Consider the following 12835-nt stretch of genomic DNA (forward strand, 5'->3'; position numbering starts at 1 on the left):
CGGCGTCGGGGGCTGCGTGGATCCGCTCGGCCCGGAGCTGGAGGCCGCGGCGGGCCGCGAGCTCAGGCAGCAGGACGGGGGCAAGGGCGGGCAGGTACTGGAGCGCCTGCAGAACCTCCTCGGGTGCTTCGCCGTCCGCGTTGTTGAGCACACGGACATCGGCGCGGGCCGGAACATTGTCCACTGCCAGCCATTCGTCTTCCTGGCCGGCCCACTGGTCCCAGTAGGGTTCGTAGCTCTCGCCGTCGCGGGCCATGGCGCGGCTGCGCCGGTCCCGGTCGGGGGAGTCGGCCCAGATGACAGCGTCAAGGAAGGGCAGCGCGGCCACGGCTCCGGCGCCCACTCCCTCCACGAGGACAATCTCGGCCGGCCAGGTGGTGCGGGCTCCGCCGTCGTAGTGGTTGTGCCAGTCCCAGCTGATCCAATGGGCCGGTTCACTGCGGGCGAGCGGGGCCAGGACCGTGGAGACGTAGCGTTCAATGCCGGCGGTCAGTCCGTTCCAGCCCGGGTAGATGTCCTCAAGATGGAAGAGGGAGACCTTGTGGTGCTCCCGCAGCCGTGCCGCCAGTTCGATGGCCAGAGTGGTCTTGCCTGCCCCGGAGCGTCCGTCTATGGCGATGATGACGGGTGCGGGACTCATGAAATAGAGCCTACCCGCTGGGATTCGGTGACGGGATGTCGTCCGGCCGCCGCAGCAGGGCGCGGACGTGCTCCAGGATCCCGGGAACGGCGGCGTGGATCAGGTTCCAGGTGGTGTCGAATTCCGTGTACCCGCCGTACCAGGGATCCTCGATGCCCTGGTCCAGGGGATCCCGGGCCGCGGCGGCGGGGTCGAAGCTGCGCAGCATCCGGATCTTCGCGCGGGACGCGCCGTTCGGCGCCGACTGCCGCAGCCAGCCGTAATGGTCCACATCAAGTGCGAGGATCAGCTCCCGCGCCTGGAACCATTCCGAACGCCATTCGCGTGCCACGTGCCGGTCGGATCGGATGTTGTGGGCCGCAAGCTTCCGGGCGGCCCGGGGATCGATCGGACGCCCGACTTCATAGGCGGTGATGCCGGCTGAATCCACGGCCGCGCGGGTGAGCCCCTCGGCGGTGAAGGCCTCGGCCAGCATCAGCTCGGCCATCGGAGACCGGCAGATGTTTCCGGTGCACACCGCGATGATCCGGTACTGGCTCGACGTCGAGGACATTATCTAAGCATGAGTCATCCGCACGCCACTTGGCTAGCCGCCGCCGTCCCGATACTACAACCCGTGGTTCCCTTTAGTGGACCAGCGCCAGCAGTGCGCCGACGGCGACGAACAGGACGCCGAAGGTCCTATTGAGGACCATCTGTCCGCGGGCGTCGCTGGTGAAGCGCTGGAAGGTCGTCGCGGCCGCGGCGAAGAAGAACCACATGACCAGGATATCGATCACCACCACGGTGGCGGACAGGACCAGGTACTGCGGCAGTAAGGGCTGCTCCGGGCGGATGAACTGCGGCATGAACGCCAGGAAGAACACGATGGCCTTGGGGTTCAGCAGGTTGACCCACAGCCCGCGGCGGAACATGGAGAAGCCGGGTTCGTTGCGCAGGGCGGCGGCCTGCTCCTGGTCCAGATCGGGCTTGTGCAGGAACTGCTTGATTCCCAGATAGACCAGGTACGCGGCACCGGCGTAACGGATGACCGTGAACGCCACCGGCGAACTGGCCACGAGGACCCCGACGCCCAGCGCCACAATCAGGATGTGCACTATCAGTGCGGCCTGCTGGCCGAGGATGCCCCAGAGGGACCGGCGGAAGCCTGAGTTCAGCGAGTTGCTCATGGTGTTGATGGCGCCTGCGCCGGGAGTGAAACTGATCAGGACGCCGGCGCCCGCGAGGGCCAGCCAAAGGGAGGGTTGCACTGATCCAGTTTACGGCCGCCGGGGGCCGCCCTGGGCTCGCCATTCCGGCCATATCCGGCGAACGGCATGCATCACTGGGACCTGGTGGCCGCTCAGGCCCTGGCAATGACCTCGCCGTTGGGAATCAGGAACCAGCCGTCGTCCGTGGAGCCCCAGCGGTGCCAGCCTGCGGAAATCCGGGCCAGGTCTGCGGCGTTGGCGAAGCCGTACTCGAGGGCCTGGTCCGCGAACGCCGAGTGCAGCACCCGCTCGCCCCACACCCGCGCCTGCCACCGCCGCTGCTGCCCGGTGGCGAACAGCCAGTTGCTGCTCGAGGGGGCGACGTCGGCGAACCCGGCGGACTGTGCCCACGAGACCAGGCGGCGGCCGGCGTCGGGTTCGGCCCCGTTGCGGCGCGCGATCCGCTGGTACAGATCCATCCATTCATCAAGCTCCGGGATGGCCGGGAACCAGCTCATGGCGTGGAAATCGGCGTCGCGCAAGGCCACAAGCCCGCCCGGCTTGGCTACCCGGCGCATCTCCCGCAGGGCCGCCACCGGGTCCGTGAGGTGTTGCAGCACCTGGTGGGCATGGACAACGTCGAACGTCTCATCCTCGAAGTCCAGGTCATAGATGTTCCCGGCCATGAACTCCACGTTCGGCACGCCGCGCTCGGCGGCGAGGCTCGCGGCCTGCGCGATGACCTCGGCGGAGCGGTCCAGCCCGGTGACCTTGCCGGGGGCGACGAGTCCGGCGAAATCGCAGGTGATGCTGCCCGGCCCGCAGCCGACGTCGAGCACCGAAACCCCGGGCGTCAGGTACGGGATCACAAACGCGGCCGAGTTCTCCGCCGTCCGTGCGGCGTGGGCGCGGACCACCGACTCGTGGTGGCCGTGGCTGTACACATCTTCGGGCTGCTGCGCACTCATAATGAAACGCTACCGCCCCGCGCCGGCAAATCCGCGAAAGCGGTGGAACGACAACAGGGAAGCAGCCAGACAGAGGCGGCAGGAATTCGCACATGAGAGTCAGTTTTGCCACTTCTGCCCCGTGCGGTCCTGCGGTTGATTAGGGGGGTGGACACCAACAGCAAAAAGGCAGGGCTCGGACTCTTCCGGGCCACGGGCATCTACGTCGGGGCGATCCTGGGCTCGGGCATCCTGATCCTCCCGGCCATCGCCGCGAAGGAAGCCGGGCCGGCGTCGCTTCTGGCCTGGGGCCTGCTGCTGGTGTTCTGCACCCCCGTGGCGTTCGGTTTCGCGGAGATGAGCCGCCAGCAGCCCGACGCCGGCCGGATCGCCCACTTCGTCACACGCGCCTACGGGCCTCGCGCCTCGGCCGTGGCCGGCTACCTGTTCTACTTCGCCATCCCGTTCGGCGCCCCGGCGACGGCCGTGATCGGCGGCAACTACATCGCCCACGCCCTCGGCGGCGGACGCGAAACAGCGCTGCTGGCCGCGGCCCTGCTGCTGGCGGCCGCCTTCGCGAGCAACGCCGTCGGGATCCGGATGTCCAGCGGCATCCAGCTGGTGCTCATGATCCTGCTGGTGGGGCTGCTGGCGCTCGCCGTTGCCCTCGCCGTCCCGTATGCCAGGGCGGAAAATTTCGAGCCCTTCGCCCCGCACGGCTATTGGGCCGTGGGCGGCGTGGCCAGCCTGCTCTTCTTCTGCTTCGCCGGCTGGGAGGCGGTCACCCACATCGCCGGTGAATTCCGCCACCCGGAACGCGACCTCAAACGCGCCACCTGGCTGACCCTGATCGTCGTGGGGTCGGTCTACATCGGCGTCGTAGCGGCCTCGGTGGCCGTCCTGGGGCCGGGGCTGCCGGGCAGTGAGGTGCCCATCGCGGAGCTGCTCGAAAAGGGACTAGGCGGACTGGCTGCCCCGCTCACCGCCGTCGCGGCTGCCGTACTGACCTTTGGTCCGATCAACACGTTTGTGGCCGGTGCCAGCCGGCTGGGCGCGAGCCTTGCGTCCGACGGCGTGCTGCCGCGGGCCCTCGGGCGGGGCGCCGGGCCGGGGCAGGTGCCCGCGGTCAGCCTGGGCCTGCTCGCCGCCATGACGGCCCTGTCCTTCGGGGCGGCCGCGGCCGGGCTGAGCAATATGCAGTTCCAGATCGGCGCGGCGTCGGCCTGCTTCACCGCCGTGACGGCGTTCGGCCTGCTGGCGGGGACCCGTTTGCTGCCTGCCCGGACGCCGGCCTGGTACGGCGTGACGGTAGCCGCGGCCGTGATGGTGGCGGTGCTGTTGTTCAGCGGGTGGACCCTGGTGGTCCCGCTGGCGCTGGCGGCGGCTGCGGTCTGGGGCGGCAGGCGTGTCCGCGGCCCATCTGGCTCGCAGTTGTTGCCTTTTGGACGCCGCGAAACGACAACTATTGCAAGTCAGTTGGGGGAGGTGCGTCCTGAGGCGACTCCTGCGCTGCCTCCAGCGCTGCGCTGAGGGTGGCCTCGGTCATGGCGGTCATGAAGCGCGTGGCGATCTCCAACTCCTCCGGCGTGAACCGGGCCATCGCCTGGCCCATGTGGCGGGCTAGCGGAAAGAACATGGCCCCGCCGTCGCGGTAGGCCTTGGGAGTCATGCGCAGCTGGACCTGGCGCCGGTCGGTGCCCTCGCGTTCGCGGACCACATGCCCGGAGCTGTGCAGCCGGTCGATCAGCGCAGTGGTGGCAGGGGAGCTGAGGTTCAGTTCCTTGCGGAGTGCGCCCGGGGTGACCACCTGGTTCCTCGCGGCGTACTTCATGATGACGGCCAGGGCGTTGAGGTCAGTCCGGTGCATGTCATTGCGGCCGCCGGCTGACTCGACATAGCGGTTGGCCTCCAGGGTGAATTCCTGGAGGATCCGGACGAGCGGCGGCGGCCCGCCGGCCTCTTGGGGTACGGATGCGTCAGCTGACACGTGCACCTGCTCCTTCCCCGGCGTTCCTGCCTCGCCGAAATGACCGGCGCCCTCCGGAGTTTACTTCAGAGGCCGCGCGGGTTGCTCCGGGAAGGCCCGCGATTGGCTGCGAGGAATCTTTCCGGAATGTCTTATCTCTATGGTGGAGATAGTCTATTATGGAGCTGATTCTACTCCTGTCACGCCCGCACTAGAAGGAACCATGAACAAGACCTCCCGCACTACCGCTCGTGTCCCGTTCTGGCTGCGCTGGCTGGTCCCCGTCCTCCTGGTGGTCACCTGGCTGGCCATCGCCGGGATCGGCGGCCCCACCTTCGGCAGGCTGAGCGAGGTGTCCTCCAACGACCAGGCGTCGTTCCTGCCGGCCGGGGCGGAAGCCACCGCGGCGCAGGAGTGGCAGGCCAAGTTTAGGGAATCCAAGGAGATCCCCGCCGTTATCGTGATCGAGAGTGACTCCGCCTTCACGCCTGCCCAGCTCGGCGAGGCGGCCGCGCTCAAGGGCAAGCTCGAGGCCCTGCAGGCAGGCAGCGCCGTGATTGGCCCCATCCCGTCTGCGGATGGCAAGGCGGTCCAGTTCGTAGTTCCCATTGCCTCCTCCGGTGAGGTGAAAGTTGCCGTCACGGAACTCCGCGAGGAGCTCAAAGCCTCCGCCCCGGCGGGCATGGCGACTTTCGTGACCGGTCCGGCCGGACTCACGGCGGACCTGGTCAGTGCATTTGCCGGGATTGACGGCATCCTGCTGCTGGTGGCCCTCGGGGCTGTGTTCCTGATCCTGCTGGTGGTCTACCGCTCGCTGCTGTTGCCGATCGCCGTGCTGTTCACCTCGGTCTTTGCCCTCTGTGCCGCGATCCTTCTGGTGTTCGGCATGGCGAAGCTGGGCTGGATCCAGCTCAACGGCCAAAGCCAGGGCATCCTCTCAATCCTGGTCATCGGTGCCGCCACGGACTACGCCCTGCTGTACGTGGCGCGGTTCCGTGAGGCGCTGACGCACACGACCAACCGGACCGCCGCGGCGCTGACCGCCTGGAAGGCCTCCTGGGAGCCCATCCTCGCCTCCGGAGCCACAGTCATCATCGCCCTCCTGTGCCTGCTCTTTTCAGACCTCAACTCCAACAAGGCACTGGGCCCGGTGGCGGCCGCCGGCATTCTCTGCTCCCTCTTCGCGGCCCTGACGCTGCTGCCGGCGATGATGGCCCTGCTGGGCCGCGCCGCCTTCTGGCCGTTCCGTCCCAAGCTGCTGCCGGAGACGGAACGCGAGCCCGAACTGGTCACCGGCCTCGAGGGCCAGAAGGGCCTGTGGCGTGCGACGGGTTCCCTCGTGTCCCGCCGCCCGCGGACCGTCTGGGCGGCCTCCGTGCTGCTGCTGCTGGTCGCTTCCGCCGGGGTCCTGCAGCTCAAAGCCAACGGCGTCCCGCAGACGGACGTCATCCTCACGGCCTCCAACGCGGTCGACGGACAGGAGGCGCTGGCCCGCCACTTCGACGCCGGAACCGGCAGCCCGGCGGTCATCGTCACGGACGAGGCCAAGGCGCCGGAAGTGCTGGCAAGGACTAAAGCGACCGCCGGCGTCGGGGACGCCTACCTGTTGGCCGACGGCGGCGCACCGATCATCGCCGGCGCACCGGCCGCTCCGGGCGCGCCGCCCGCTCCCACCGCTCCTGCCGTGCGGGACGGGAAAGTGCTGATCAACGCCACGCTGAACTTCGCCGCGGACTCCAACGACGCGGAAAACGTTGTGGTGTCCCTGCGGCAGGACCTGAAGAAGATCGACGGCGGCGCGCTCGTGGGCGGCGTGACCGCCACGGCCCTGGACACCAACACCACCGCCCAGCGGGACCTCCTCACCATCATCCCGGTGGTCCTCGCGGTGATCCTCGTGATCCTGATGCTGCTGCTGCGCTCCGTGCTGGCCCCGGTCCTGCTGGTGGCCTCCGTGGTCCTGTCCTACGGTGCGGCCATGGGCGTTTCCGCCTTCGTGTTCAACAACATCTTCGGATTCCCGGGAGCCGATGCCACCGTTCCGCTCTTCGGCTTCGTCTTCCTCGTGGCGCTGGGCGTGGACTACAACATCTTCCTGATGAGCCGGGTCCGCGAGGAATCCCTCAAACACGGCACCCGGGCCGGCATCCTGCGCGGGCTGGGCGTCACGGGCGGTGTGATTACCTCCGCCGGGGTGGTCCTCGCGGCCACGTTTGCGGCGCTGAGTGTCATCCCCATCATGTTCCTCGTGCAGCTTGCGTTCATTGTGGCTTTCGGGGTGCTGCTGGATACTGTGCTGGTCCGATCCCTGCTGGTGCCGGCCCTGGCGTACGACATCGGCCCGCGCCTGTGGTGGCCCAGCAAGCTGGGCCGCCCGGAAACGGACGCCGCGGCGCGCGCTGTGCCGTCCGCCCGGGACGCTGAAACTGCGGACGCCGCCGTCGGCTAGCCGCAGTCCCAACAGCAGCTGCCGTCACTGTGCCTGGTCGCGCCACCACGCCACGGTGGCGGCGGCTGCTTCCTTCAGCGGCGTCGGCTGCAGCCCCAGGGCCGCCATGCTGGCGCCCGAATCCATCACAAAGGGCTGGTCGAACTGGTAAAGCGTCTCGGCCAGTTCACGGTAGAGCGGCGAGAAGACTCCCATCGCCCGGAGCGCCCAGCCCGGCAGGGCGGACACGCGCGGCTTCCGGGTGCCGGCGGCCGCGGCGAAGGCTTCGGCGATCTGCCGCTGGCTCAGCGCGGGACCGGTCGGCGCGTGCCACACATGGTTCCAGAGCGTACGGTCCGCCGCGGCCCTGATCATGGCCGCCGCCAGGTCAGGGACATAGGTGAAGGAGTGCGGCAGGTCGGCGCTGCCGATCACGGCGATGGATTTGCCCGCCAGGACCGGCCGCAGCATGCGCTCGCCGGCGTGCGCGCCGCGGACCCGGGGTCCGAAGAAATCGCTTGCCACTACGCTCACGGTATCCGTCGCGGATGCCGCCCTCGCCTTGAGCAGCGCCGTGCGGATGCCACGTTTGCCGCCCTGCGCCTCCCGCGGGCCGGCCTCGCTCATCGGAGCTCCCGGCTCGCTGTAGGAATAGAGGCTTTCCGGGAAAACGACGACGGCGCCCGCCGCGCCGGCCGCTGACAGCACGGTCTGTTCCGCGACGGGCAGTTCCCGTTCCCACACGGCGGCGCTGTACGTCGAACCGTGGATGCAGTGGAAAACGGCCTCGGCGCCGTCGAACAATCCGCGGAGCAAGGCGGGATCAGAGACGTCCACCGCCCTCCGTTCGATGAGCGGGTGCTCCGGTCCGCTGCCGGACCGCGTGAGCACCCGCACCCGGTGACCGTTGCCGGCGAGCTGTTCCGCGACGGTCCAGCCGACAGGCCCCGCTCCGGTGACCACATAGTGGGCATGCTCTCCGGGGCCGTCCGTGCCGGACCGGGACGATTCGAACGCTGGCATTGGCTCTCCTTCTGGCCTGTGAGAGCACCGCTCTCACCACAAGGGTGGAACCACGTCCAGCGCCTGTCAAGAGCATTGCTCTCATTTGTTGACACTGCTCTGCTTTGTGGAATGCTGGAAAAATGCCACCGCCCGCAGCCGAGACCGCCACCCGAGCTTCGTTGCCGGCAGGAAAGCCGGCCACGCCCCGTGAGCGCGCCCGTATCCGGACCATCGAGGACATCGTGAGGCTGGGCCGCGAGCACCTTGCTCTCCACGGGGCCGCTGCCCTGTCGCTGCGTGCCGTGGCCAGGGACCTTGGCGTTGTGTCCTCGGCGGTCTACCGCTACGTGGCCAGCCGCGAAGAACTCCTGACCCTGCTGGTGATCGATGCCTATGACGAGCTGGGCGCCGAGGTGGAAGCGGCTGTCGCAGCCCGGCGGCCGGCGGACTTTGACGGGCGGTTCAGGGCGCTGGGCTCGGCGGTTAGGGCCTGGGCCCTGCGGGAACCCGCCCGCTATGGACTCCTCTACGGCAGCCCCGTACCCGGCTACCGGGCCCCGGCGGAGCGGACTACCGTCCCCGGCACCCGCGTGATCAATGCGCTGATGGGCATTCTGGACGGCGCCTGCAGGGCCGGCCGGCTGACCGCCGGAGACAGCACTGCCGCCGTCGTCCCGGCGCTGGCAGCGGATCTGGGGCGGATCCGCCGCGACATGGGTTTGACCGTGCCTGATCCGTTAGTGGCGCGCGGCGCCCTCGTGTGGACCTCGCTGTTCGGTGCGGTCAGTTTCGAGGTGTTCGGCCAGTACGGCGCTGATACTTTCGCCGCCCGGGACGAGCTGTTCGCTCACCATCTTGGCGTGCTGGCGGGCATCGCGGGGCTGCAGCCCCCGGCGCCTTAGCCGCCCCCCTGTTGCCTTCATGCCGTGCTCGATAGACTGCCACTGCGCCCGCGCGGGCGTGCCCGATGCTTCCAGAAAGGATTCGTCCATGTCCGAAAACAGTGAGTCTGATCGAACGGCTGCGGAAGCCGACGCCGACGTTGTCGAAGGCGACGTTGCCGAAGGCCAGTATGTCGAGGGTGACTATGGCTCGGCCGGCGTGACTGGCGAGACCCTGCCAGCGGCCGAGGAGGGGGAATATGCGGCCGGGGACTACGGCACGGGAGGTATAGCGACCGGCAGCGCCGTCGGCGGCGAAGCGGGCGAATACACCGAGGGCGACTACGGCAAGGCCGGCGCGGTCGGCGAGGCGCCGCCTGCAGTCGAAAAGGGCGACTATCCGGAAGGCGACTACGGCACCGCAGGGGAGAAGCGCTAGGCGGCAGGCTTCGCGCACAGCGCCAGGCTTCGCGCACAGCGAAACCGGGCGGCAGCGGGAAGGTTCCTGCCGGAAAACCGGACAAACCGGCGGCCCGTGTTGGCCCTCAGCGCTGTCCACAATCCAAAGTTGAGCCTAACCGGCTCAACTTTGGATTGACTTCTTTCGCGGCTTGAGTAAAGTTGAGTGCAGATCGCTCAATGACTGGGCGAGCACCGCAGCCGAAGGCCCTGATCACGGGGCCAAGGCCAGATCGCGGGGCGTCAGCCCGGCACCGGTGCCAGCAAGTTTCCACGGAAAGAAGGAAGCAACATATGTCACGTGCAGTAGGAATTGACCTCGGAACAACTAACTCCGTCGTCTCCGTTCTCGAAGGTGGCGAGCCCACCGTTATTGCCAACGCCGAGGGTGGCCGCACCACGCCGTCCGTTGTTGCCTTCTCCAAGTCCGGCGAAGTGCTGGTCGGCGAGATCGCCAAGCGCCAGGCTGTCAACAACATTGACCGCACCATAGCCTCCGTCAAGCGCCACATGGGCACCGACTGGAACGTCGCCATTGACGACAAGAAGTACACGGCGCAGGAAATCTCCGCCCGCATCCTGATGAAGCTCAAGAACGACGCCGAGTCCTACCTCGGCGAAAAGGTCACCGACGCCGTGATCACCGTTCCCGCCTACTTCAATGACGCCGAACGCCAGGCCACCAAGGAAGCCGGCGAAATCGCGGGCCTGAAGGTCCTGCGCATCGTCAACGAGCCCACCGCGGCCGCTTTGGCTTACGGCCTGGACAAGGGCAAGGAAGACGAACTCATTCTCGTCTTCGACCTCGGCGGCGGAACCTTCGACGTCTCCCTCCTTGAGGTGGGCAAGGACGAAGACAATTTCTCCACCATCCAGGTCCGCTCCACCGCCGGTGACAACCGCCTCGGCGGCGACGACTGGGACCAGCGCGTTGTCGACTACCTGCTGAACCAGCTCAAGGTCAAGGGCATCGACCTGTCGAAGGACAAGATCGCCCTGCAGCGACTGCGTGAGGCAGCGGAGCAGGCCAAGAAGGAGCTTTCCTCCTCCTCCAGCACCAACGTGTCCCTGCAGTACCTCTCCGTCACCCCCGACGGCCCGGTCCACCTGGACGAGCAGCTGACCCGCGCGAAGTTCCAGGACCTCACCAAGGACCTGCTCGAGCGCACCAAGAAGCCCTTCCACGACGTCATCAAGGAAGCCGGCATCCAGCTCTCCCAGATTGACCACATCGTGCTCGTCGGCGGGTCCACGCGTATGCCTGCGGTCTATGACCTCGTGAAGGAACTCGCCGGCGGCAAGGAGCCGAACAAGGGCGTTAACCCGGACGAAGTCGTCGCCGTCGGCGCCGCACTGCAGGCCGGTGTCCTCAAGGGCGAGCGCAAGGACGTTCTCCTGATCGACGTCACCCCGCTTTCCCTCGGCATCGAAACCAAGGGCGGCATCATGACGCACCTGATCGAGCGCAACACGGCCATCCCGACCAAGCGTTCGGAGACCTTCACCACGGCGGATGACAACCAGCCCTCCGTGGCCATCCAGGTCTTCCAGGGCGAACGCGAGTTCACCCGCGACAACAAGCCGCTGGGCACCTTTGAGCTGACCGGCATCGCTCCGGCCCCGCGCGGCGTCCCGCAGGTTGAAGTCACCTTCGACATCGACGCCAACGGCATCGTGCACGTCTCGGCGAAGGACAAGGGCACCGGCAAGGAACAGTCCATGACCATCACGGGCGGTTCCAGCCTCTCCAAGGAAGACATCGACCGCATGGTCAAGGACGCCGAGGAGCACGCGGCAGAGGACAAGGCCCGCCGCGAGGCAGCCGACACCCGCAACACCGCCGAGCAGCTGGCTTACTCCGTTGACAAGCTGATCGCCGACAACGCCGACAAGCTGCCGGAAGAGGTCAAGACGGAAGTGCAGGCCGACGTCGACGCCCTCAAGGCAGCCCTCGAAGGCACCGACGACGCCGCGGTGAAGTCCGCATTTGAGAAGCTGCAGGCTTCCCAGGGCAAGCTCGGCGAGGCCATCTACGCCCAGGCAGGTTCCCCCGACGGCGCCACCGGCTCCGCCGGCTCCACAGGTGCACCCGCCGGCGAGCAGGCGGCCGGATCCGACGAGGACATCGTCGACGCCGAGATCGTTGACGAAGACGAGAAGAAGTAATCATGCCGCATCACGGTAACGACGAAGAGCACGGCTCTTCGGAACACCGGGAAAACCCGGGAAACCCGGAGAGCCGGCGGGACGCTGAACAGCGGGCGAACGAGCCGCAGAAGCCGGTCATCCACGACAACCGCAAGGTTGATCCGAAGACGGGGAAGGCCCGCCACCCCGACCAGGAGCACGCCGCTTCTGCTGCGTCGGATTCCGGGGACGCACTGTCCCAGGCCGAGGACATCCTCAACAGCGTTGACGTGCCGGCCGCGGAGTCCGTGGCCCAGGGCGCTGACGCTGCGGAGGCGGAGGAGCTCAGGAATGACCTCCGCCGCCTGCAGGCCGAGTACGTCAACTACCGCAAGCGCGTCGAACGTGACCGTGCCGTGGCGGGGGAGATGGCCGTCATCGGCGTCCTGAATTCCCTGCTCCCGGTACTGGACGACGTCGACGCCGCACGCCAGCACGGTGACCTGACGGACGGACCGTTCGCCGCGATCGCCGCCAAGCTGGAGAACGCGCTGAAGACGTACGGCCTGGTGCGCATCGATGAGACCGGCGTGGAGTTCGATCCCACGATCCACGAGGCCCTCATCCAGCAGCCCGGCACGGATGTCGAAATCGATACCGTCAGCCAGGTCCTGCGTTCGGGCTACAAGTCCGGGGACCGCGTGCTCCGCGCGGCCCAGGTGATCGTGGCTGTTCCGGCGTAGCTGCCTCCACGCCTTCGCGGATGAGGGGGTCCCGCCCCCTCATCCGCTTCGGCGTTCAGCGGTAGTGTCGCTTTATCTCTTTGTACTGTGAAAGGAAACGCCATTGGCTAGCCAGGACTGGGTGGACAAGGACTTCTATAAGATCCTTGGCGTCGCCAAAGACGCTTCCGATGCCGACATCAAGAAGGCCTACCGGAAGCTTGCGCGGCAACACCACCCGGACACCAACGCCGGGGATGCCGCGTCGGAGAAGAAATTCAAGGACATCTCCGAGGCCTATTCCGTGCTCTCCGACGCTGATGAGCGCCAGCAGTACGACGCCATCCGGGCCATGGGCGGCGGCGCCCGTTTCGCCCCCGGCGGCGCAGGCGGGGCGGGCGGCGGGGCAGGCTTCGAGGACCTCTTCGGCGGGCTCTTCACCGGCGGCGGGGGTCGCCAGTCCGGCGGCT

At 67.7% G+C, this 12835-nt stretch carries 12 protein-coding genes and 1 pseudogene; 7 read left to right on the forward strand and 6 right to left on the reverse strand.

From position 1 onward, the window contains the following. From BJG92_RS05065 to BJG92_RS05080, 4 genes and pseudogenes are all read right to left on the reverse strand, one after another. Positions 1 to 640: pseudogene (locus BJG92_RS05065) on the reverse strand (aminodeoxychorismate synthase component I); the annotation flags it as partial. 10 nt (positions 641 to 650) lie between these two features. Continuing rightward, the gene (locus BJG92_RS05070) at positions 651 to 1193 is read right to left on the reverse strand and encodes a low molecular weight protein-tyrosine-phosphatase (protein ID WP_232082934.1); all 543 of its coding nucleotides are present in this window, start codon (positions 1191 to 1193) and stop codon (positions 651 to 653) included. Between the two features lie 73 nt (positions 1194 to 1266). Then, on the reverse strand, positions 1267 to 1890 hold the full coding sequence (locus BJG92_RS05075) for a LysE family transporter (RefSeq protein ID WP_232082935.1): 624 nt from the start codon (positions 1888 to 1890) through the stop codon (positions 1267 to 1269). A gap of 92 nt (positions 1891 to 1982) precedes the next feature. Then, positions 1983 to 2798: a methyltransferase domain-containing protein gene (locus tag BJG92_RS05080; RefSeq protein WP_232082936.1), complete on the reverse strand. Its 816-nt coding sequence runs from the start codon at positions 2796 to 2798 to the stop codon at positions 1983 to 1985. A gap of 147 nt (positions 2799 to 2945) precedes the next feature. On the opposite strand from BJG92_RS05080, the gene BJG92_RS05085 reads away from it, so the two are divergent. Next, positions 2946 to 4307: an APC family permease gene (locus BJG92_RS05085; protein WP_232082937.1), complete on the forward strand. Its 1362-nt coding sequence runs from the start codon at positions 2946 to 2948 to the stop codon at positions 4305 to 4307. Here BJG92_RS05085 and BJG92_RS05090 read toward each other — a convergent pair. Further along, positions 4240 to 4764, reverse strand: a complete 525-nt coding sequence (locus tag BJG92_RS05090) for a MarR family winged helix-turn-helix transcriptional regulator (RefSeq protein ID WP_232082938.1) — start codon at positions 4762 to 4764, stop codon at positions 4240 to 4242. The genes BJG92_RS05085 and BJG92_RS05090 overlap by 68 nt on opposite strands. Positions 4765 to 4966: 202 nt before the next feature. Here BJG92_RS05090 and BJG92_RS05095 point away from each other — a divergent pair, with 202 nt between their 5' ends. Then, positions 4967 to 7192, forward strand: coding sequence for an MMPL family transporter (locus tag BJG92_RS05095; protein ID WP_232082939.1), 2226 nt, complete (start codon positions 4967 to 4969; stop codon positions 7190 to 7192). Between the two features lie 24 nt (positions 7193 to 7216). On the opposite strand, the gene BJG92_RS05100 is transcribed toward BJG92_RS05095, so the two are convergent. After that, positions 7217 to 8194: an NAD-dependent epimerase/dehydratase family protein gene (locus BJG92_RS05100; RefSeq protein WP_232082940.1), complete on the reverse strand. Its 978-nt coding sequence runs from the start codon at positions 8192 to 8194 to the stop codon at positions 7217 to 7219. A gap of 122 nt (positions 8195 to 8316) precedes the next feature. Here BJG92_RS05100 and BJG92_RS05105 point away from each other — a divergent pair, with 122 nt between their 5' ends. From BJG92_RS05105 to BJG92_RS05125, 5 genes are all read left to right on the forward strand, one after another. Then, positions 8317 to 9078, forward strand: a complete 762-nt coding sequence (locus tag BJG92_RS05105; RefSeq protein ID WP_232082941.1) for a TetR/AcrR family transcriptional regulator — start codon at positions 8317 to 8319, stop codon at positions 9076 to 9078. An 88-nt stretch (positions 9079 to 9166) separates the two neighbouring features. Continuing rightward, positions 9167 to 9496 carry a hypothetical protein gene (locus BJG92_RS05110; RefSeq protein ID WP_232082942.1) on the forward strand — a complete coding sequence of 110 codons (330 nt, stop codon included), beginning with the start codon at positions 9167 to 9169 and terminating at the stop codon, positions 9494 to 9496. Between the two features lie 314 nt (positions 9497 to 9810). Next, entirely contained in the window at positions 9811 to 11682 is a 1872-nt protein-coding gene (gene dnaK / locus BJG92_RS05115) for a molecular chaperone DnaK (protein ID WP_232082943.1), read from the forward strand. 2 nt (positions 11683 to 11684) lie between these two features. Beyond that, a complete protein-coding gene (locus BJG92_RS05120; RefSeq protein ID WP_232082944.1) occupies positions 11685 to 12386 on the forward strand; it encodes a nucleotide exchange factor GrpE in 702 nt (233 codons plus the stop codon). Positions 12387 to 12489: 103 nt separating this feature from the next. Beyond that, the coding region (locus BJG92_RS05125) for a DnaJ domain-containing protein (protein ID WP_232082945.1) at positions 12490 to 12835 on the forward strand (346 nt) is incomplete at its 3' end.

The organism is Arthrobacter sp. SO5, from assembly GCF_020532805.1.
Classification (GTDB): domain Bacteria; phylum Actinomycetota; class Actinomycetes; order Actinomycetales; family Micrococcaceae; genus Arthrobacter.